The following is a 19,460-nucleotide window of genomic DNA, read 5'->3' as shown; positions in this document are numbered from 1 at the left end:
TTCGGCAGCCAACCCGAGTTCGGCGGCGAAGGCTCGGTACTCGGCGTCGATCCGGTCGAAGACCTCGTGTGAGTAGGCGACGAGATCCAGTTTGTTGACCGCCAGTACGACGTGGCGGATGCCCAGCAGCACCACGAGGTGGCTGTGGCGCCGCGTCTGGGTGAGCACTCCCTTGCGGGCGTCGACCAGGATGACGGCGAGGTCGGCCGTCGACGCGCCCGTGACCATGTTGCGCGTGTACTGCTCGTGGCCGGGTGTGTCGGCGACGACGAACTTGCACCGTTCGGTGGAGAAGTAGCGGTAGGCGACGTCGATCGTGATGCCCTGCTCGCGTTCGGCGGCCAGCCCGTCCACGAGCAGCGCCAGGTCGAGTTCGTCGCCCTGCGTGCCGTCCTTCTTCGAGTCGTTCTCCAGTACGGCGAGCTGGTCTTCGAAGACCAGTTTGGACTCGTAGAGGAACCGGCCGATGAGGGTGCTCTTGCCGTCGTCGACGCTGCCGCAGGTGATGAACCGCAGGAGGGACTTCTCCTGCTGGGCGGCGAGATAGGACTCGATGTCGGCGGCGATACGGCTGTCGGTGTGGGCCATCAGAAGTAGCCCTCCTGCTTCTTCTTCTCCATCGAGGCGCTGGAATCGTGGTCGATGGCCCGGCCCTGACGCTCCGAGGTGGTGGTGAGCAGCGTTTCCCTGATGATGTCGAGCAGGGTGTCCGCAGTGGACTCGACCGCGCCGGTCAGCGGGTAGCAGCCCAGGGTGCGGAAGCGCACGCTCTGCTTCTCCGCGGTTTCGCCCGGTTCGAGCGGCATCCGGTCGTCGTCGACCATGACGAGCATTCCGCCACGCTGCACGACCGGGCGCGGTGCGGCGTAGTACAGCGGGACGATCGGGATCTGCTCGAGATTGATGTACTGCCACACATCCAGCTCGGTCCAGTTCGACAGCGGGAACGCGCGGACGGTCTCGCCGGGGTTGGTCCGGGCGTTGTAGGTGCGCCACAACTCGGGCCGTTGCCGTTTCGGGTCCCATCGGTGCTGAGGTGACCGGATGGAGAACACCCGTTCCTTGGCCCTCGACTTCTCCTCGTCACGACGGGCCCCGCCGAAAGCGAGGTCGAACCCGTGCTGGTCGAGCGCCTGCTTGAGCCCCTCGGTCTTCCACATGTCGGTGTGCGTCGAGGAACCGTGGTCGAACGGGTTGATGCCCAGCCGTACGCACTCGGGGTTCTGGTGCACGATCAGGTCGAGACCGTGCTCGCGCACCGTCCGGTCCCGGAACGCGTACATCTCGCGGAACTTCCACGTCGTGTCCACGTGCAGCAGCGGGAATGGCGGCTTCGAGGGGTAGAAGGCCTTCAAGGCCAGCCGGAGCATGACCGAGCTGTCCTTGCCGATCGAGTACAGCATGACCGGGCGCTCGCTTTCGGCGACAGCCTCCCGCATGATGTGGATGCTCTCGGCTTCGAGCCGCTGGAGGTGCGTCAAGGTGTTCACGATCGCTCCAGTCCGAGGTCGATGACGGTGCCCGCCAGTTCCCGGCGGCAGATGAGCAGATCCGGCAGCCACGGATCGGGTTGGTTGTAACGCAGCGGACTTCCGTCCAAACGCGACACGTGCAGGCCCGCAGCGGCGGCGACCGCGACCGGTGCCGCCGAGTCCCATTCGTACTGGCCGCCGGAGTGGGCGTACACATCGCCTTCTCCCCGGACCACGGCCATCGCCTTGGCACCGGCGGAACCCATGGGGACCAGTTCCCCGCCGAGTTGATCGGCCAGCACGCGGGCGTGCTCCGTGGGACGGCTCCGGCTGACCAGGATGCGCGGTGCCCTGGGTTTGACGGCGGGAAGGGCCGGCGGCCGGGCGGTCCCCAGCGTGATGCCCGCGGCGGGAAGCGCCACCGCTCCCGCGACCACGGTGCCTTCGATCGCGAGCGCGACGTGGACTGCCCAGTCAGCTCGCGGCGGCTCGGAGAATTCGCGCGTGCCGTCGAGCGGGTCGACGATCCACACGCGGTCTTTCCCAAGCCGATCGGGATTGTCCTTGCCCTCCTCGGACAACACCGCGTCCCCGGGAAACCGGGCGGCGAGCTCGGTCATCAACCACTCGTGCGAGGCGCGATCGCCCGCTGCCTTGAGGGCCCGGCCTTCCAAGCCGCGTCGTCGTACGTCGATCAGCAGTTCGCCCGCGGCGGTCGCCAGCCGGGTGGCGGCCTCGTGGTCCGCCGCGGTCGCGAGAGCAGGCGCTGCAAGGGGTTCGACTCGTTTTCCGTTCCTCATCGGACTTCCTCACGGACGCCGAACTGGTCGAGATACGACCGGAACGGCGCCCGCACCTCGTCCGGTTCGACCTGGAAGTCGGCACGTAGGTCGTAGACGACCTGACCGTCACGCCCGCGCGGGTGATCAGTGCGGTAGGCAGCGACCCTGGACCGGGCCTCGGGTGTGAACTCCAACCCGGCGGCGGCGTAGATCCGCTCGACCGTGCCCAGCTCGTCGGCCATGAAGTCGTGGAAGCGCACGTGGATCGTGCGGTCCGCGGGCAGCAGGTCCTGGTCGCGGACCGCGCTGTCGAGCAGGCGGCGGATCCGGTCGGTCCAGTACTCGGCGTACCAGCCGGGGCGCGTGTCCCGGTAGTGCAGCCGCGCGCTGTAGGTCATCATCGTGGCGGTCGACTGGATCACCGAGACGGGATCCCGGTGGGTCACCACGATGGTGGCGTCCGGGAACGTGGTCATCAGTGGCCGGAGCTGCTCCAGGTGCTGCGGCGACTTCAGCACCCAGCGCTCGCGCGGGCGTCGCCACTGCAGGATCTGCAGCACCGACCGCAGGTACGCGTAGTGCGGGGTCTGGTCGTGGGACAGGTAGTAGTCCCGCCAGCCGGGGCAGCGGGCGACCCACTCGATGTAGTAGCTGGAGAAGTCGGGCAGCTCCAGCTCCAGCTCCTCATGCACGTGGTCGGGGTTCATCGGATGCATGGCGGCCAGGAGGGGGAGCGTGCGCCGCGAGGCCTCCCAGGTCTGGTAGCACCGCTCCCAGCGGAGGTCCACCTCGGCGGCGGACTCGCGTGGGTCCGGCACCGGCTCGCGGCTCTCCCACAACGGCATGGAGCGGAAGCGATCGTCGGCGGCGATCAGGTTGACCAGGTGGGTGGTGCCGGATCGGGGGAGGCCGACCACGATGACGGGCCGCTCGATCGGCACGTCGCGGATCTCGGGGTGCCGCCGGAGCAGGTCGTGGATGCGCAGCCGGTTCTTCGCGTGGCGCACGCAGTCGCCGAACATGGACAGCCGGCCGAGTCCCGTGCGGTCGCCGTCCTTGTCCATCTCCGACAGCCACAGGTCCAGGCGCTCGCGGAAGTCGCGCGGCCCGAAGTCGTCCAGCCCGGTCGCCTCCACCGCTGCCGCCAGGACGGCACCGGGGCTCAGGTCGACCGGCTGGGACTCGCCGTAGCTGAGCGCGGCCTCCTGCACCGGCGTGAGCCGCGGCTCGGCGAGGTCATCGATACGGATCTTGTTCGTCATCCTCACCCCTGCACCGAGTAGCCGCCGTCGACGGGCAGCGTCTGTCCGGTCACGAAGCGGGCCCCGGCCCCCGCGAGGAACAGCACCACCGGGGCGACATCGGCCGGCGTGCCGCAGCGGCGCATCGGCGTGCGGTCGAGCACGGGCCGCATCAGCGCGTCCATCCCGAGCATGGGGCGGGTCATGTTGCTCTCGATGAACCCGGGAGCGACCGCGTTCACCCGGATCCCGTCGCCGGCCCAGGCGACGGCCAGACCCTTGGTGAGCTGGACGACACCGCCTTTCGCGGCTCCGTAGGCGGGGACGATGGTCAGCCCGAAGAAGCTCGTCATCGACCCCAGGTTGACCACGCTGCCGCCGCCGTCGAGCTTGCTGGCGGCCAGCAGCGGCCGGCAGGCCGTTGAGAGCCGGAACGTCGCGACCAGGTTCACCGTCACCACTTCCGCGAACACGTCGGGGTCCGACTCGTTCCGGTCCGTGAGGTTCTGTCCCGCGTTGTTCACCAGGACGTCGAGCCGATCCAGTGACGCGGCGAGCTCGGCGATGCCGGTCTCGTCGGTCAGGCGAAGCGGGTGGTAGACGAAGCCGCCGAGATCGTGGTCGTAGTCCGACGCGGCCGGGCGAGTGCCGGTGATGATCACTTCCGCGCCCGCCTCGCGGAACGCGGTCGCGATCCCGAGGCCGATGCCGTTCGAGCCGCCGGTGACCAGGACGCGGTTTTCGGTGAAGTCGAAGTGGGGTGCTGCCACAGCTGGGCTCCTCCGCACGCGGTGGATGGGGCAGGACGTCGTGCGGGTCCGCTCACCAGAGCGGGCGCTGCTGGAACCAGGCGCGCCGATCACGAATGATTTGCTCGCGCTGCTGCTTGGTCACCCGTGGTGTGTCGGCGGGGAGGTGCTTCGCCACGTCGGCGACGGCGACGGTGCGCGCCGACGGCATCGGGTTCGAACTGCAGTCGGTCCAGCGTCCCTGCACGACCCCGGTCGGATAGCCCGCCGTATCGAGCCAGTTGGGCACGCCCGGATCGGTGGCCGAGACCACCACCCGGAGCTTGCCGTCGGTGTCCAGCCGCCACTGTGCGCCGTTGAGGCTGCTGTGGTTGTTGTACCAGTCGGTGGTCTCGAAGATCTGGTTGGTGAGGATCAGCGACGCGTATTCGCAGGTCTCGGGATAGTCCGACTCGATGAGCAGCGCCTCGTGGTCCTGCAGCTCGTAGGCGCACTCGTAGTAGAACTGCCCGAACAGGCCGCCGTAGTTCGACACCACGTCCCACACCTTGAACTTGTTGACGTAGCCCTCGCGTTGCAGCTGCGGGACGTGATCGATGAGGAGCGTGGCGGTGCGGTCGACGCCGGGAGCGAGCGCCTGGAGCCGGCGCGCGAGGTCGGCTGCGTCAGGGCGGGCCCGGGTCGGTGGGGCGTCGACGCGTTCGACGGCGATCACCGGATCCCGTTCGGCCGACCAGTCGTAAGCGACCTGGCGCAGCAGCAGAGTGTTGGCCCGGGGGTCGAGTTCCCACCAGTCACCGGTGTGGTCCTCCGGCCGGGTCGGGCTGAGCAGGGCGTCGAATGTGCCGTCCTCATCGGTCTTGAGCGAATTGAGGTCGTAGTAGCTCGAAGCCTGGATGCTGCCGTCGGCCGCGGGCGGTGCCATCGAGCCGATCTTGGCGATGCGCAGCGAACCCGCCCGTCCGCGAAGCCGGTAGGTACCGCCGGGTGTGATGTGCGCGGTTTTGTAGACGGTGTCGGCGTTGGGCTGGAAGACGTTGAGCACGACGTTGAGCGAGGGCAGGAACATGGGGTGGTCGCCGTCGCCGGCGATTGCCTCGATACTCCGGGCGGCGAGCGCGCCCAGCAGCAACCGCCCGATCTCGTGCTGGGTCTGCGGATCGTCACGCAGCTGCGCCGGCAGCTTGTCCAGCATGGCGGGCGCGAGGTCGCGGAGGCCGTCGAGGAAGGTGTTCCAGGCGGGCAAGAACGGCTCGCCGTCAGCTGGCCGGGACATGGGTGCTCACCTCTCGTGTCGTTCCGGCGAACGTAGGCACCGCGGGCGAGGGGAGGCGCGCACCGGTCCCGCTGAGCGGGAGCGGGCCCAGCTCGGTCCACTGTGGACGAGTTCACGGAGTCGTCCACTGACTGGGACATCGGCGGAGCAGCCGGTCGCCGAGCCGATCTACTGGCGGTGGCGGCAACGTGATCCACCCGGTGGGCCACGCCATTCGACAGGGAGAGGCCATGTTCGATCTTTCCGGCCACACGGCCATCGTGACCGGCGCGGGGCAGAACGCCGGTGCCGGCATCGCCCGGGCGCTCGCCGCCCAGGGCGCCGCGGTCGTGGTGAACGACCTCGTGGCCGAACGCGCCGACGCGGTGAGTTCGGAGATCCGGGACGCCGGAGGCACCGCGATCCCGATGGCGTTCGACGTCACCGAGCTGAGCTCGGTGCGCGACGCCGTGGACAAGGCTCGCTCCGAATTCGGGCGTCACCTCGACATCCTGGTGCACAACGCGGGCATTCCTGCCGACTTCGGCCATGGCCAGTTCCGCACCCTTGACCCGAGCCGCTGGCGCGCTCCGGTGGAGATCAACCTGTTCGGCGCGATGAACCTCGTTTCGGCGGTGATCGGCGAGATGTGCGACGCGGGCTGGGGGCGCATCGTGCAGATCTCGTCGGGGTCCGCGCGGGTGGGGTCCGATCAGGGGCTTTCGCTCTACGGTGCGAGCAAGAGCGGGGTGGAGGGCTTCATCCGGCACATTTCGCAGGAGGTGGGCCCGTTCGGCGTCACCGCGAACACGCTCGCGCTCGGTTTGCAGGCCAACGCCGCCGGATCGAACCCGGAAGTGTTCTCGCGCATCGCGACTCGTCGTCCCGGTACGCCCGAGGACGTCGGAGCGGCGGTGGTCTACCTGGCTTCACCCGAGGCGTCCTGGATGACCGGCCAGACGCTCAACCTCAATGGCGGGAGCGTCACGACCTGAGGTGGTCGGCAGCCTGTGAGATGCTGTCGCGAACGAGCAACGGGCGCCTGCGTGAGGAGGGTGGATGCCGTCGGGTAAGGCTCGCGCGGCCGACCCCGGGCGGTCCTCCACGGAGGCCGTGTCCCGGGTCGTCGACGGGATCAAGCACCTGATCATGTCGGGTGAGTTGCTGCCGGGCCAGCAGCTCCGCCAGGAGAAGATGGCGGCCACGCTGGGCGTGAGCAGGCTGCCTGTGCGCGAGGGACTGCGGCAGCTGGTGGCGGACGGCCTCGTCACACACGAGCACAACGTCGGGTTCGCGGTGGCCCGGCTGAGCCGCTCGGAGTTCGACCAGGTGTATCTGATGCGGCGGTTGCTGGAGACCGAGATCCTCCGCGGTCTGCCGGTGCCCACCGCCAGTCAGCTCGCGCGCATCGCCGCACTGTCCGAGGAGATCGAGCGGGCCGCCGCCGAGTTCGACCTGGCCCGGATGCGCGCCCTCAACAGCGAGTTCCACTTCGCGATCTTCGAGCTGAGCGACCAGAACCTGGTGGTCGGCGAGATCCGGCGGATCTGGACGCGGGCGCTGCCGTACCACTCGGTCTACCTGCACAGCGACGCCGGGCGGGAGCGGATCGTCGCCGAGCACCGGGAGATCGTCGCCGCTCTAGGCCGGGGTGACCGTGAACGCCTGGTGGAGCTGATGGACACCCATCGTGCCGGGTCGGAGGCACAGCTCGACTTCGTGCTCCAGGCAGGTGCCGCGCGCCCCTTCGCGGGCTGACCAGCGCGGATCTCGCGATTTCACCGGGCGGGGACCGGTGAGTGGGACAAGGTATCCATTATTGGATCCAATCTGCCTAGGCTGGGGGAGACCCAAGGAGGACCCTGAGTGACAGCGACCCTGGAGCTGGCCGCCCATCGGCTGGGGCCCGCCGCGAGGCGGTTGCGAGACGAGGTCCGCGGCTTCCTCGACGCCGAACAGGCGGCCGGCGCCTTCACACCGCGTTCCGACGCCTGGATGACGGCGTACGACCCGGACTTCAGCAGGCGCCTCGGCGAGCGGGGCTGGCTCGGCATGACCTTGCCCGCCCGCTACGGCGGTCACGATCGCCTGCCGCTGGACCGGTTTGTCGTCACCGAGGAACTGCTCGCCGCCGGAGCGCCCGTCGCGGCGCACTGGATCGCGGACCGGCAGATGGCGCCGTCGATCCTGCGGCACGGGACCGAGGCCCAGCGACAGCGCTACCTGCCGGCGATCGCGCGCGGGGAGTGCTTCTTCGCCATCGGCATGAGCGAGCCCGATGCGGGGTCGGACCTGGCCTCGGTGCGTACCCGGGCCAGGCAGGTCGACGGCGGGTGGGAGATCAGCGGCACGAAGTTGTGGACGACCGGCGCCCACTTCGCGCACGCGATGGTGCTGCTCGCGCGCACCGATGGCGATGCGGGGGACCGCCAGGCCGGGTTGTCGCAGTTCGTGGTGGATCTGCCCGCGGACGGAGTCGAGATCAGGCCGATCGTGACGATCGACGGTGAGCACCATTTCAACGAGGTGGTGTTCGACGGCGCAGTCGTGCCGCCGGAGAGCCTGCTCGGCGAGCGCGGTGCCGGCTGGAAGCAGGTCACCGCCGAACTCGGGCACGAACGCTCCGGACCCGAGCGCTTGATGAGCACGGTGCCGTTGTTGCGGGAATGGGCCGCCAAGGTGGCGGTGTGGGAAGACCCCGTGGACGGCAGAGAACTCGGGAGACTTACCGCACGAGCGTGGACGCTGCGACAACTCTCGCTGTCCGTGGCTGCCGCCCTGGCTGACGGTCGCTCGCCCGAGACCGCGGCGGCGCTGGTGAAGGACCTGGGCTCCCGGTTCGAAGGCGACGTGGTGGAGACCGTCCGGCGGCTGGCCGGGACCGAACCACGCAAAGGTGAGCTGGGAATTCCGGGCATGCTCGCCGAGGGTGTGCTGCACGCCCCGGCCTTCACGCTGCGAGGCGGTACGAACGAGATTCTGCGGTCTGTCGTGGCAAGGGGGCTGGGGGTTCGATGAGCGACGACCTGCGGGCGGAAATCCGTTCGACCGTCAGCGCCATCCTGCGCGAGCGTGACGAGAACACCACCTTCGACGGTCCATTGTGGAAGATGCTGGCGGAGACCGGGTTCCACCTGCTCGGGGTGCCGGAGGAGATCGGCGGCAGCGGCGGCGGCATCCGCGACCTGGCGGTGGTGGTCGACGCGGTCGCGTTCCACGCGGCACGGGTGCCGGTCGCGGAGTCGGCCTTCCTCGCCGGCTGGCTGCTGGCCCAAGCAGGACTGACCCTGCCGGATGGGGTGGTGGTCGCCTCGGCCGACGAGGCCGGTGTTGCGTGGAGTGGCGGAGTGGCCCGGTTGTCGGGGCGGCTGCAGGTGCCGTGGGGCCGCCACGCCGACCACGTCGTGGCGCTCGCTCGCGGAGGCGACGCCGCGATGGTGGTTGTGCTGCCCAGCACCGCGAGAAGTGGCTTCGAACCAGGAGAAAACATTGCCGGTGAACCTCGGGATGTACTGGAGTTCAACGACTTCGCGATAACCGGCCAAGCGGCCGTGGAGCTGGACGCCGCCGCGTTGTGGCAGCGGGGTGCGCTCGTCCGGTCCGTGCAGCTCGCCGCCGCGGCCCGCGCGGTTCTCGAATCGGCACGCCGGCACGTCACCGAACGAGAGCAGTTCGGCCGTCCGCTGGCTCGTTTCCAGGCCGTCCAGCAGCACCTCGCCGCACTGGCGGCCGAGGTCGCCGCGATGCGGGTCAGCGCGGAAGCGGCCGTGCTCGCGGTCGAAGAGTCCGAATCGGACGTAGCGACCGGAGGCGGTGAGGCCGCCGTCGCGGTCGCCGCGGCCAAGGCGACCACTTCCGCGAGCGCGCACGTGGTCGCGTCGATCGGGCACCAGTTGCACGGCGCGCTCGGCTACTCGCGCGAGCACCACCTCGGCGCGGCGACCACTCGCTTGTGGTCGTGGCGTGAGGAGTTCGGCAACGAGGCTTACTGGCAGGACCAGCTCGCCGCGGCGGTCGGTGCGGCGAGCGGCGAGTGGTGGACGCTGATGACTGGCGGAGGTGGGCGATGAGCACGGCCGGTGCGGTGCGGGGATTGCGGGTACTCGATCTGAGCCGAGTGCTCGCCGGGCCGTTCTGCGCCCAGATGCTCGCCGACCACGGTGCGGAGGTGATCAAGGTCGAGGCACCGGCCGGGGACGAGACCCGCCGCTGGGGTCCGCCGTTCATCGACGAAGCCGAGACGACGAGCGCCTACTACCAGGGCCTCAACCGCGGCAAGGCGAACGTGGTGCTCGATCTGCGGGTGGACCGTGCGCGCGAGGTGCTGCACGACCTCATCGCCCAGGCCGACGTGGTGGTGGAGAACTTCAAGGCGGGCACGATGGATCGGTGGGGTCTGGGGTACGAGTCCCGGCTCGCCGAGGAGTTCCCGCGGCTGGTCTACTGCCGGATCACCGGCTACGGCGTGGACGGGCCGCTCGGCGGCCTGCCCGGCTACGACGCCGTGCTGCAGGCCTACGGCGGGCTGATGAGCGTCAACGGTGAGCGCGACGGCGATCCGCTGCGCGTGGGCGTGCCCATCGTGGACATCACCGCCGCGCACCAAGCCTTCGGCGGCATCCTGCTCGCCCTGCTCGAGCGGTCGGTGCGTGGCCGGGGACAGCTGGTCGATGTGACCCTGCTCGACGCGGTCGTGTCGATGATCCACCCGCATTCGGCCGCGTACCTGCAGTCGGGCGTCGTGCCCGAGCGCACCGGCGCCGCGCATCCCACCGTCGCGCCGTACCAGGTGTTCCGCACGGCGAAGGGGGAGCGCATGTTCGTCGCGGCGGCCAGCAATGGCCAGTTCTCCGCGCTCGTCCAGGTCCTCGGGCGGCCCGGCCTCGCCGAGGACGTCCGGTTCCAGCGCAACCAGGATCGGGTGGCGAATCGCCAGGAGTTGCTGGCGGAGCTGGAACCGTTGTTCCTCCGGCAGGACGCGGGAGCGCTCGCCGTCGAATTGCGCGTGCGGGGAGTGGCGGCCAGTCCGGTCAACGACATGGCCGCCGTGATGGCGTCGCCGCAGGTTCGCCATCGCGGCATGGTCGTCGGCGACGGTAATGGCTACCAGGGGATCGGGGTGCCGATCAAGCTGAGCCGCTCGGGTTCGGTGCCGCCCCGCGCCCCGGCCGCACACGGCGCGGACGCCACCCGCGTGCTCGGTGACCTCGGGTACAGCACGGAGGACGTCGCCTCGCTCCGCAAATGTGGTGCCCTCGGCCCCGAGGAGGAGTGATGGCCGGAGTCAGCCGGCGGCCGGAGCCCTGGTGCCGGCCAGCACCATCCGGAACGCGTCCCGCAGCAAGTCGGCGATGTCCTCGTGGGAACCGGATTTGATCCAGTATTCGAAGACGTGCCTGGTTGCTTGCACGATCAGGTAAGCGGGAAGGGAACGGTGCAACGGATGGTCACCTAGCAGCTGCCGCCGCTCCAGGAAGCGGATCATCGCATCGCACAACTCATCGTCGACTTCGAGCCAGCGCAGCCGGTACTGCGGGGTGGACACCATGAGGGTCAGGAACCGCCGCTCGAAGTCGCCGAGACCGCCGTGGATCAGGTCCGAGGTCCACGCCGTCACCAGGACCTCGACCGGCTCCCCGTCGTCGGACGCCTGCTCCAATGCCTCGATGACCGAGTTCGAGCTCGCCCGGAACAACGGGCGCACCACGTCCTCTTTGACCGGGAAGTGCCGGTAGAACGTCCGCTGCGACACGCCCGCCGCCTCGGCGATGCGCTCGATCGTCGCGGAGGTGTCGCCGTCGGCGACGAAGATCTCGACGGCCTTGCGCGCGATCGCGATCCGGAGTTCTTCGGTGCGGCGCTCGGTCAGCGTCGGTCGTTTCGGCTTGCTCATCACCACACCCCCAGCTTGTCACGCCCGGAACCAGGGAGCCGACTGGCCAGAGGATCGTATGCGGAAAGTGGACACGATTTGTTTACACGGTCTTCGTCCGTGGCTACACTCACGTGTGTCAGTTTCTGCCATGGTGGCATATTCTGCAACCCCCAGCGCTGGGAGGCGACGATGACGACGGGAAGCCCGGACACGCCCATCGCCATGATCGACCGAGTGGCCTCCCTGTTGGAGGCCTTCCACGGCGACCATCGCCTCACCCTGGCGCAGATCTATCGCCGGGTTCGCCTGCCTCGCTCGTCGGTGCACCGGATCCTGCAGCGCCTGGTCGAACTGGGCTGGGTCGAGCGGCAGGAGAACCTGTACTCGCTGGGCATCAAGATGTTCGAACTCGGTGTGCAGGCCGTGCGGCGGGACGGCGTCCACCAGGTCGCGCTGCCCCGAATGCACGCGTTGCACCGATCGACCGGGCTCACCGTGTACCTGAGCGCGCTGGCCTCACCGGACGTGCTGCACCTGGAGCGGGTCGGCGGCTGGCCCGCGAAGGGCAAGGACTGGGAGGTGGGGGCGCGGCAATCCGCCGTGCGCTCGGCGCCGGGCCTGGCCCTGCTGGCGCGGCTCGACGAATCGGACTGGCCCGAGCTGGTCTTCCCGACTCGGCCATCGGCCGGGATCCGCAACCGCGTGCAGTTGCGCCGAGAACTCGACCGGGTCGGGGATCGCAGCGGCGTCGCGGTGGACGCGCGCGGTTGCGCCGCCGACACCCTCGTCGTGGCGGCATCGATCGGCCCGGGGACCGGAGATCTGCGGGTAGCGCTGTCGTTGTGCGGGCCCGCCGACACGACGCCGGTCGAGAAGGCCGTCAATGCGGTCCGGATGGCCGCGACGGAGATCTGGTACGAGGCCTCGGGTGTCACACCGCTCCTGCCCCGCCGCACTCCGCCCCGGTTCGCCGCCAGCCCGCCGCGAGCGATCGCTCCCGGCTGACTTCCGCTTTACCTTCACCGTTCGTACGATCTTGAGGAGCCGGTTGTCGATGACCGTCATCTCCGCCGACCAGCCGACCTACGTGGTTTCCCCCGTCGCCGACGTCGATCCCGCCGCGCTTGACGCCGCCGTCGACGCCGCGGAGCCCGGTGCCCTGCTGATGGCATTGGTGCACCTCACCGGCGACACCACCCTCGTCGAGGAGTTCAAGTCCAAACTCGACGAACAGCAACACGGACCTTCCCCGGCGATTCTCGGCGAGTATCCGGAGAGCGTCGCGGCGGAAGTCCGTGAACGAGCCAAGAAACTCCTGGGCAGCCAGCTGGTTCCCCGGATCACGGTGCCGGACGACAAGCTCTTCCAGCGCATGGCCGAGGTGTGCGTGAACGACACCATCGGGGACGAGTATGTCCCGCACCTCCGTGAGCAGGCAGGGTTCGAGCCCGCGCAGCGGGTCGTGCCGCGGACGCGCAAGGCGCCGGAGGACTTCACCGTCGCGATCATCGGGGCCGGCATGATCGGGCTCAACGCGGCGATCAAGCTCGGCGAGGCCGGTTTCCGCTACCAGATCTTCGAAGAGCGCGAGGACATCGGCGGGACCTGGTCACGCAACGTCTATCCCGGTGCGGCGGTCGACACCCCCAGCCACTTCTACTCGTACTCGTTCGAGCTGAATCCCCGGTGGTCGAAGTACTACCCGACCGGACCGGAGTACCTCGACTACCTGCACGGGGTGGCCCGGAAGTACGAGCTGTACCCGCACATCTCGTTCTCCACCAAGGTTCTCGGCTGCGAATGGCACGAGGACGAGCAGGCTTGGCAGATCACGGTTCGCCACGGGGACGGCTTCGTGCGAACCCGCCGCGCCAACGCCGTGGTCACCGCCACCGGCGTGCTCAACGGCGCGTCCATCCCCGAATTCGACGGGATGGACACCTTCGAAGGCACGATGATGCACACTGCGGAATGGCGCGACGACGTCGACCTGACCGGCAAGAAGGTGGTCGTGCTCGGTACCGGCTGTACGTCGGTGCAGGTCGTGGCCAGCGTGGTCGACCAGGTCGAAGCCCTGCACGTGGTGCTGCGCCAGCCGCACTGGATCGTCCCGGAACGCCGCGTGTCCGAAGAGGTGCCGGACGGGGTGAAGTGGGCGCTGGAGAACATTCCCTACTTCCACCAGTGGCTCCGGCTCAAGACCTACTGGTGGGCAGCGGACAAGGGCTGGATCATCCCCCGGATCGACGAGGAATGGTATGCCGAGCACGTCTCGGCCTCGCCGGCCAACGACGCGCTGATGCAGGTGTGCCTGGACCACCTGGACCGGACGTTCGCCGACCGCCCTGATCTGAAGCAGAAGCTGACGCCCGACTTCCCGCCGTTCGCCAAGCGCATCGTGAAAGACCCCGGTTTCCTCGAAGCCATCAAGCGGGACAACGTATCGGTGCACCGAGGCTCGTTCCGCGAGATCCGCCCCGACGGCGTCGTGACCACCGACGGCGAGTTCATCGCCGCTGACGTCATCATCTGGGCGACCGGGTTCAAGCTCGAATACCTCGGTTTCCTCGATGTCGTCGGCCGCGACGGGCGGGTACTCGCCGAAGAGTGGGCCGACCAGAACCCGCGGGCATACCTCGGCATCACCGTGCCCGGGTTCCCCAATCTCTTCGTGACCGCGGGCCCCAACGCCGCGCCCAACCACGGTGGCGGGCACAACGTCACCAGCGAGGAGCACGTGCACTACGTCGTGGAGAGCCTGCAGTACTTGGTCGAGCACGGCTACACCGCGATGGAACCCCGGCAGGACGCGACCGACGACTACAACCAGCGGGTGGACGACGAACTGGACAAGACGGTGTGGAAGCACGCCGGGACCGCGAACGGCTACTACCGCAACAAGTCCGGCCGTGCGTGGATCACCTGCCCGTGGCGACTGGTCGACTACTGGGCGATGCTGCGCGAGCCCCAGCCTGACGACTACGTGTTCACCCGCGAGTAGCGGGAAGCGCCAGAGTGGCCGGCTCCGTTCGGGGAGCCGGCCACCAGCTTTCACTCGCCGTGGAATACCGGTTGGCGCCGTTCGAGGCTGGCGGCGATGCCTTCGGCGCAATCTCGCGTCGCCCAGAGCCGGGCCTGTTCGGCCAGCTCGTGTTCCAGTGCCTCTTGAACCCGGCCGGGCAGGTCCGCGCGCAGCGTGGTGCGGATCGACCGGACGGCGAGCGGTGCGGCGGCCGCGATCGACCGCGCCCAGTCGATGGCGGTTTCGCGCAGCTGATCCGGCTCGGCCAGCCGATCGGCGAGCCCGATACGAACCGCCTCTTCACCGCCGACCCGCCTGCCGGTCAGCAGCAGGTCGGCCGCGACTCGCCTGCCCACCAGGTCGGGCAAGGTGACGCTCAGCCCGAAGCCGTGGTGGAAGCCCAACACCGAGAAGTTGGCGACGAACCGCGTCGCGGGCGTCGCCACCCGGAAGTCGGCTGCGCAGGCCAGTCCCAGTCCGCCGCCCACGGCGGCGCCCTGCACCGCGGCGATGATCGGGGTCTGGACCTCGAACAGTTGCGCGGCCCGCCGATACAGCCGCTCGGACACCGCCACCCGGTCGGCGTCGAACCCGCCACCCGCACCGAAGTCGGCACCCGCGCAGAAGTGCTTGCCGGCCGACGCCAGCACGAGCGCGCGGCATCGCGAGTCGTCGTCGAGTTCGCGCGCCGCGTCGACGATCGCCCCGATCAACTGCTCGTCGAAGAAGTTGTTCGGTGGCCGTCGCAGTTCGAGCAGGCCGACACCGTCGTCGAGCGTGACCGACAGTGGGATGGTCTGCGGGCTGTCCGTCGTCATGGGTGCACTCCAGGTCTCGTCGTTCGAAGTCCACAGTGGCCACCTCCCGATCCATTGCCGAGAGCTGTCCCGCTCAGTGGACGCTTGCGGTCAAGGGCAGCCGGAGCGGACGGAGACTCGTGGCTGAGCGATCCAGCCGCGCCTGCCCATCGACCCGCCTGCCCTATCCGGAGTTCCCATGGCCCTTCCCCCGCTCGACCCGGACGCCGCGGCAATCGCCGCGGCCATGGCAGGCACGCCGCCGATGCGAGAACGTGGCATCACCGCGATTCGCGACATGCTGGAGGAAATGCCGTTCCCCTCGGGGCTGCCCGAGATGGCCGAGACGGTCGATCGGGCGATCCCGGGACCACACGGCGAGATCCCGCTGCGCAGCTTCCGGCCGAACGACGAAAGCCGGGCCCCGGTGCTCGTGTACTTCCACGGTGGCGGCATGTGCATGGGGTCGAATCACTCGTTCGAACCCCTCGCCCGCAACCTGGCCCACCACAGCGGCGCCACCGTGGTGTCCGTCGATTACCGCCTGGCTCCGGAGGCGCCCCCGCCCGCCCAGTTCGACGACGCGTACACCGCGACCGCGTGGGTCGCCGAGCATGCCGGGGAACTGGACGTCGACCCCGACCGGCTGGTTGTCCTCGGGGACAGCGCCGGCGGCACGTTGGCCGCCGCGGTGGCGCTCGCCGCACGGGACCGTGAAGGGCCCGGCATCTTCGGCCAGGTGCTCATCTACCCGGGCCTGGACCGGGACATGGGTGCCCGGTCGATGACCGAATGCGCCGACGCGCCCATCCTCGGCCGCGACGATGTGTTGTACCTCAACGAACTCGCCGACAGCGGGCAGGGGTATCCCGCCAGCCCGTACCGCATCCCCGCCTACGCCGCGGACCTGAGCGGGCTGCCGCCGGCCATCGTGGTGACGGGGGAGTGCGACCCGATCCGCGACTGGGGCGAGCGGTACGCCGAGCGGCTGCGCGATGCCGGAGTGCAGACCACGCTGACCCGCTATCCGGGCTCCTACCACGGTTTTGTCAAGCAGTTCGACCTCCTGGCCCGTGGCAGGCTCGCGCTCGCCGAGACCTGCGCCTTGCTGCGCGCCAAGTTCGCCCATCCGCTCCCGTTCTGATCAGGCAGGCCGATCCTTGGAGAAGTCATGACCGACACCGCCGTCGACCCCTTTGCCGCCGCTGCCCCGGTCACACCGCAGGAGCTGTCGCGCGGGTACACCTGGGCCGAATGCCCGCGCTGGCACGGCGGAGCGCTGTGGTTCAGCGACATGTACGCGCACCGGATCCTGCGGCTGAACGCCGCCGGTGAGCCGGAGACCATGGTCGATCTGTCCACGCGGACCTCGGTGAACGGCACGGAGGTCATTCCCGGCGGGTTCGGCTGGTTGCCCGACGGCAGGCTCATCGTCACCTCGATGCATGAGCGCCTGGTCCTCGTGTTCGACGGCGAGCAGCTCACTGAATACGCCGACCTGCGAGAAGCCGCCGCCGGACCGATCAACGACATGGTCGTCGACGCCGATGGCCGCGCCTACGTCACGCAGCTGGGCTTCGACCTGTTCGCCGGTGAACAGCCGCGCGACTCCGCGCTGATCGCGGTGGAACCCGACCGCAGCATGCGCGCGCTGACCGAACTCGGAGAGTTCTCCGGCGCGAACGGCATCGCGATCAGCTCGGACGGCAGGCGGGTGGTGACCGCCGAAGCGTTCGCGAACCGCATCACCGAACTGGACCGCGCCGAGGATGGCCGCCTCAGCGGGCGCCGGGTGTTCGCCGAGACGCCCTCGTTGCCCGACGGCATCTGCCTCGACGACGGTGGCGGCGTCTGGGCCGGGATGCCCTCCGTCCCGGCCGTGGCGCGGTTCGTCGAAGGCGGCGAGATCACCGATATCGCCCGCTTCCGCGCCGAGGAAGCGCTGCCACCCGCCTGCGTTCTCGGCGGCGAGAACCGCCGCACGCTGTTCATCTGCGCTGGCCTGGACGTACTCGACTGGGAGCAGTCGCGGCAGAACCGCAACGGGACGATCTGGACCGCCGCGGTCAGCGTCGGCGGCGGCACGAGCCGGCCCTGACTGGAGGAAAACCTGTGAACCCCCTGACTTTCGACGACCGCGTGGTCGTCATCACCGGTGCCGGGCGCGGCATCGGCCGCGCGCACGCCCTTTTGCTGGCCGCCCGCGGCGCCTCGGTGGTCGTCTCGGACCTGGGTGCCCGCGTGGACGGGTCCGATGTGGACGGTGACGATCCGGCCGGGAGCGTCGTCGAGGAAATCCGTGCCGCTGGTGGAACCGCCGTCGCGTCACGTGCCGACGTCTCCACCGAGACCGGTGCGGCCGCGGTGATCGACGCCGCGATCAGCGAGTTCGGGCGCCTCGACGCGGTGGTGAACAACGCCGGCATCGTGCGCACCGCGCACTTCGACCAGATCAGCACCGCGGAATACCAGCGTTACCTGGACGTCCATTTCTTCGGCTCGCTGCACGTGTGCCGTGCGGCGTGGCCGCACCTCGTCGAGTCGGGCGCCGGGCGCGTGGTCAACACCGTGTCCGCGGCGATGCTGGGCAACCCGCTGATGACCCACTACGGCAGTTCCAAGGGCGCGGTGTTCTCCCTGACCCGCAACCTCGCGATCGAAGGCGCGGAACACGGCATCCTCGTCAACGCGCTGGCGCCGGGCGCCGGGACGCGAATGGCGGAGAACTCGGCCGACTCGTTGTCGCCCGAAGTGCTGCAGTACCTGCGCACCCAGTTGCTGCCCGAACACGTCGCACCGGTGGCCGCCTACCTCTTGCACCCGTCGTGCGCGGTCACCGGCGAGGTGTTCAACGTCGCGGGCGGCGCGGTCAGCCGCATGGCCGTCGTGACCACGACCGGCATCCACGACCCCGCGCTCACCGTCGAGACCGTGGCCGAGCGCTTCGACGAGGTCATGGCGATCACGCCGGACGCGCAGCCGCAAGCGATCACCGCACCACAGCCCCACACCACCTGATCCGCCAGGAGAGAAGACCGTGACCGAGACGACCAGCGTTGGCACCGAGTTCCCGTTCGGGCCGGTTTCCCCGGACGACGCGGTGGAACACATGAAGCGGCTCTTGGCCGACCGGCCGATGACCAAGGTCACCATGCCCCACGGCGGTGACTTGTGGGTCGTGCACCGCAACCGCGCGGCGAAGGAGGTACTCGCCGATCCGCGGTTCGTCCGCGAGCCGTTCCGCACCGGCGAGCGAGTCGTGCCGTTCCCGGTGCCGTTCCCCGACTTCCTGCGGACCACCCTGCAGTTCGAGGACCCGCCCCAGCACACCAAGCTGCGCAAGCTCGTGCAGAAGGCGATCTCCCCGCGGCGGGTGCGTGAGATGCGCTCTTCGGCCGTGGCGTTCGCCAACGAGCTGATCGACCGCATGCTCGCCCGCGATGGCGTCCACAACCTGGTGGCCGAGTACGCGGTGCCGCTGCCGATCGAGATGCTCAGCTCGCTGCTGGGGGTGCCGTCCTCGGATCGGGAAAAGTTCGAGCGATGGAGTTCGTCGAGCATGTCCGTGGCCGGCGCGAGCGACAGCTCCGCGGCGGACATGGCCGAACTCGCGGCCTACATGACCGACTTGATCGCGAAGCGCCGCGAGGAGCCGCGAGACGATCTGCTCAGTTCGCTGGCGCACGCACGGGAGAAGGACGAGACCCTCACCGACGCCGAGATCCTTCCCATCGCGTTCATCCTGATCGTCGGCGGGTTCGACAACACGGCCAACTTCATCACCACGGCCGTGCGTTCGCTGCTGCGGTCGGACGAACAGCGCGCGCTGTTCCTCACCGACCCGGACGGGCTGGCGCCCACCGCGGCCGAAGAAGTGCTGCGGCACGGCGGGTTCGAAACCGGGAATCCGGTGGGCGCCGGAGGTGGCCTGGTCCCGTTTGTCGCGAAGGAGGACGTGCTCGTCGACGGGCAGCTGATCGCCGCGGGCGAGGCGGTTGCGATCGACCCGGTCTCCACCAACCACGATCCCGCCACCTTCGAGGAGCCCGGCCGGTTCGACATCACGCGGAAGGACAACCCGCACCTCATGCTCAGCCACGGCCTGCACCACTGCCTCGGCGCGCCGCTGGCCCGGATGGAGTTGCAGGTCGGCATGTCCGAGATCTTCAAGCGCATTCCCGGGCTGCGGCTGGCCGGTGAGGCGGAGGCTCGCAGTGACGTGCTGACCCAGCCGATGACCGGCCTGCCGGTCACCTGGTGAGCGAGA

18 protein-coding genes and 1 pseudogene are annotated in these 19,460 nt (G+C 69.2%); 11 read left to right on the top strand and 8 right to left on the bottom strand.

Annotated features, from left to right (window positions below; all coding sequences use genetic code 11):
• Positions 1 to 15 precede the first annotated feature (15 nt).
• The 6 genes and pseudogenes from YIM_RS36665 to YIM_RS36640 form a co-directional block, all read right to left on the bottom strand.
• Positions 16 to 588: pseudogene (locus YIM_RS36665) on the bottom strand (GTP-binding protein); the annotation flags it as partial.
• Positions 588 to 1,493: a sulfate adenylyltransferase subunit CysD gene (gene cysD, locus YIM_RS36660; protein ID WP_255463080.1), complete on the bottom strand. Its 906-nt coding sequence runs from the start codon at positions 1,491 to 1,493 to the stop codon at positions 588 to 590. The pseudogene YIM_RS36665 and the gene cysD, both read right to left, overlap by 1 nt.
• Positions 1,487 to 2,272 carry a 3'(2'),5'-bisphosphate nucleotidase CysQ gene (locus YIM_RS49445; RefSeq protein ID WP_153034743.1) on the bottom strand — a complete coding sequence of 262 codons (786 nt, stop codon included), beginning with the start codon at positions 2,270 to 2,272 and terminating at the stop codon, positions 1,487 to 1,489. Before YIM_RS49445 ends, cysD begins: the two co-directional genes overlap by 7 nt.
• Positions 2,269 to 3,516, bottom strand: coding sequence for a sulfotransferase (locus YIM_RS36650; RefSeq protein ID WP_153034742.1), 1,248 nt, complete (start codon positions 3,514 to 3,516; stop codon positions 2,269 to 2,271). Before YIM_RS36650 ends, YIM_RS49445 begins: the two co-directional genes overlap by 4 nt.
• A gap of 2 nt (positions 3,517 to 3,518) precedes the next feature.
• Positions 3,519 to 4,265 (bottom strand): SDR family NAD(P)-dependent oxidoreductase, encoded by a 747-nt coding sequence (locus YIM_RS36645; protein WP_153034741.1) that lies wholly within the window; start codon positions 4,263 to 4,265, stop codon positions 3,519 to 3,521.
• A gap of 52 nt (positions 4,266 to 4,317) precedes the next feature.
• Positions 4,318 to 5,520 (bottom strand): hypothetical protein, encoded by a 1,203-nt coding sequence (locus YIM_RS36640; protein WP_153034740.1) that lies wholly within the window; start codon positions 5,518 to 5,520, stop codon positions 4,318 to 4,320.
• Positions 5,521 to 5,750: 230 nt separating this feature from the next.
• On the opposite strand from YIM_RS36640, the gene YIM_RS36635 reads away from it, so the two are divergent.
• From YIM_RS36635 to YIM_RS36615, 5 genes are all read left to right on the top strand, one after another.
• Positions 5,751 to 6,494 (top strand): SDR family NAD(P)-dependent oxidoreductase, encoded by a 744-nt coding sequence (locus tag YIM_RS36635; RefSeq protein ID WP_153034739.1) that lies wholly within the window; start codon positions 5,751 to 5,753, stop codon positions 6,492 to 6,494.
• Between the two features lie 64 nt (positions 6,495 to 6,558).
• Entirely contained in the window at positions 6,559 to 7,257 is a 699-nt protein-coding gene (locus YIM_RS36630) for a GntR family transcriptional regulator (protein WP_153034738.1), read from the top strand.
• 108 nt (positions 7,258 to 7,365) lie between these two features.
• A complete protein-coding gene (locus YIM_RS36625) occupies positions 7,366 to 8,517 on the top strand; it encodes an acyl-CoA dehydrogenase family protein (protein WP_153034737.1) in 1,152 nt (383 codons plus the stop codon).
• The gene (locus tag YIM_RS36620; RefSeq protein ID WP_153034736.1) at positions 8,514 to 9,569 is read left to right on the top strand and encodes an acyl-CoA dehydrogenase family protein; all 1,056 of its coding nucleotides are present in this window, start codon (positions 8,514 to 8,516) and stop codon (positions 9,567 to 9,569) included. The genes YIM_RS36625 and YIM_RS36620 overlap by 4 nt, the downstream gene beginning before the upstream one ends.
• The gene (locus YIM_RS36615) at positions 9,566 to 10,774 is read left to right on the top strand and encodes a CaiB/BaiF CoA-transferase family protein (RefSeq protein WP_153034735.1); all 1,209 of its coding nucleotides are present in this window, start codon (positions 9,566 to 9,568) and stop codon (positions 10,772 to 10,774) included. The genes YIM_RS36620 and YIM_RS36615 overlap by 4 nt, the downstream gene beginning before the upstream one ends.
• Positions 10,775 to 10,783: 9 nt before the next feature.
• On the opposite strand, the gene YIM_RS36610 is transcribed toward YIM_RS36615, so the two are convergent.
• Positions 10,784 to 11,392 (bottom strand): TetR/AcrR family transcriptional regulator, encoded by a 609-nt coding sequence (locus YIM_RS36610; protein ID WP_153034734.1) that lies wholly within the window; start codon positions 11,390 to 11,392, stop codon positions 10,784 to 10,786.
• Between the two features lie 171 nt (positions 11,393 to 11,563).
• Between YIM_RS36610 and YIM_RS36605 the strand changes: the two genes are divergently transcribed.
• Positions 11,564 to 12,379, top strand: a complete 816-nt coding sequence (locus tag YIM_RS36605; RefSeq protein WP_153034733.1) for an IclR family transcriptional regulator — start codon at positions 11,564 to 11,566, stop codon at positions 12,377 to 12,379.
• 49 nt (positions 12,380 to 12,428) lie between these two features.
• On the top strand, positions 12,429 to 14,375 hold the full coding sequence (locus tag YIM_RS36600) for an NAD(P)/FAD-dependent oxidoreductase (protein WP_153034732.1): 1,947 nt from the start codon (positions 12,429 to 12,431) through the stop codon (positions 14,373 to 14,375).
• 50 nt (positions 14,376 to 14,425) lie between these two features.
• Here YIM_RS36600 and YIM_RS36595 read toward each other — a convergent pair whose 3' ends face one another.
• Positions 14,426 to 15,214, bottom strand: a complete 789-nt coding sequence (locus tag YIM_RS36595; RefSeq protein ID WP_153034731.1) for an enoyl-CoA hydratase/isomerase family protein — start codon at positions 15,212 to 15,214, stop codon at positions 14,426 to 14,428.
• A 178-nt stretch (positions 15,215 to 15,392) separates the two neighbouring features.
• On the opposite strand from YIM_RS36595, the gene YIM_RS36590 reads away from it, so the two are divergent.
• The 4 genes from YIM_RS36590 to YIM_RS36575 are packed head-to-tail and all read left to right on the top strand — an operon-like array spanning position 15,393 to position 19,454.
• Entirely contained in the window at positions 15,393 to 16,337 is a 945-nt protein-coding gene (locus tag YIM_RS36590) for an alpha/beta hydrolase (RefSeq protein ID WP_153034730.1), read from the top strand.
• Positions 16,338 to 16,364: 27 nt separating this feature from the next.
• On the top strand, positions 16,365 to 17,291 hold the full coding sequence (locus tag YIM_RS36585; protein WP_153034729.1) for an SMP-30/gluconolactonase/LRE family protein: 927 nt from the start codon (positions 16,365 to 16,367) through the stop codon (positions 17,289 to 17,291).
• Between the two features lie 14 nt (positions 17,292 to 17,305).
• Positions 17,306 to 18,211, top strand: coding sequence for an SDR family NAD(P)-dependent oxidoreductase (locus YIM_RS36580; protein WP_153034728.1), 906 nt, complete (start codon positions 17,306 to 17,308; stop codon positions 18,209 to 18,211).
• Between the two features lie 19 nt (positions 18,212 to 18,230).
• Positions 18,231 to 19,454 carry a cytochrome P450 gene (locus tag YIM_RS36575; RefSeq protein ID WP_153034727.1) on the top strand — a complete coding sequence of 408 codons (1,224 nt, stop codon included), beginning with the start codon at positions 18,231 to 18,233 and terminating at the stop codon, positions 19,452 to 19,454.
• The last annotated feature ends 6 nt before the right edge of the window (positions 19,455 to 19,460 follow it).

Origin of the sequence: Amycolatopsis sp. YIM 10 (assembly GCF_009429145.1) — a bacterium.
Taxonomy (GTDB): domain Bacteria; phylum Actinomycetota; class Actinomycetes; order Mycobacteriales; family Pseudonocardiaceae; genus Amycolatopsis.
Note: the sequence above shows the minus strand (reverse complement) of the source record. Positions and strands in the feature narration are given on the sequence as shown.

Coding starts and splice junctions, on each gene's coding strand:
- YIM_RS49445 (WP_153034743.1), bottom strand. CDS start 2,272: ATGAGGAACGGAAAACGAGTCGAACCCCTTGCAGCGCCTGCTCTCGCG.
- YIM_RS36650 (WP_153034742.1), bottom strand. CDS start 3,516: ATGACGAACAAGATCCGTATCGATGACCTCGCCGAGCCGCGGCTCACG.
- YIM_RS36640 (WP_153034740.1), bottom strand. CDS start 5,520: ATGTCCCGGCCAGCTGACGGCGAGCCGTTCTTGCCCGCCTGGAACACC.
- YIM_RS36635 (WP_153034739.1), top strand. CDS start 5,751: ATGTTCGATCTTTCCGGCCACACGGCCATCGTGACCGGCGCGGGGCAG.
- YIM_RS36630 (WP_153034738.1), top strand. CDS start 6,559: ATGCCGTCGGGTAAGGCTCGCGCGGCCGACCCCGGGCGGTCCTCCACG.
- YIM_RS36620 (WP_153034736.1), top strand. CDS start 8,514: ATGAGCGACGACCTGCGGGCGGAAATCCGTTCGACCGTCAGCGCCATC.
- YIM_RS36615 (WP_153034735.1), top strand. CDS start 9,566: ATGAGCACGGCCGGTGCGGTGCGGGGATTGCGGGTACTCGATCTGAGC.
- YIM_RS36610 (WP_153034734.1), bottom strand. CDS start 11,392: ATGAGCAAGCCGAAACGACCGACGCTGACCGAGCGCCGCACCGAAGAA.
- YIM_RS36605 (WP_153034733.1), top strand. CDS start 11,564: ATGACGACGGGAAGCCCGGACACGCCCATCGCCATGATCGACCGAGTG.
- YIM_RS36600 (WP_153034732.1), top strand. CDS start 12,429: ATGACCGTCATCTCCGCCGACCAGCCGACCTACGTGGTTTCCCCCGTC.
- YIM_RS36595 (WP_153034731.1), bottom strand. CDS start 15,214: ATGACGACGGACAGCCCGCAGACCATCCCACTGTCGGTCACGCTCGAC.
- YIM_RS36590 (WP_153034730.1), top strand. CDS start 15,393: ATGGCCCTTCCCCCGCTCGACCCGGACGCCGCGGCAATCGCCGCGGCC.
- YIM_RS36585 (WP_153034729.1), top strand. CDS start 16,365: ATGACCGACACCGCCGTCGACCCCTTTGCCGCCGCTGCCCCGGTCACA.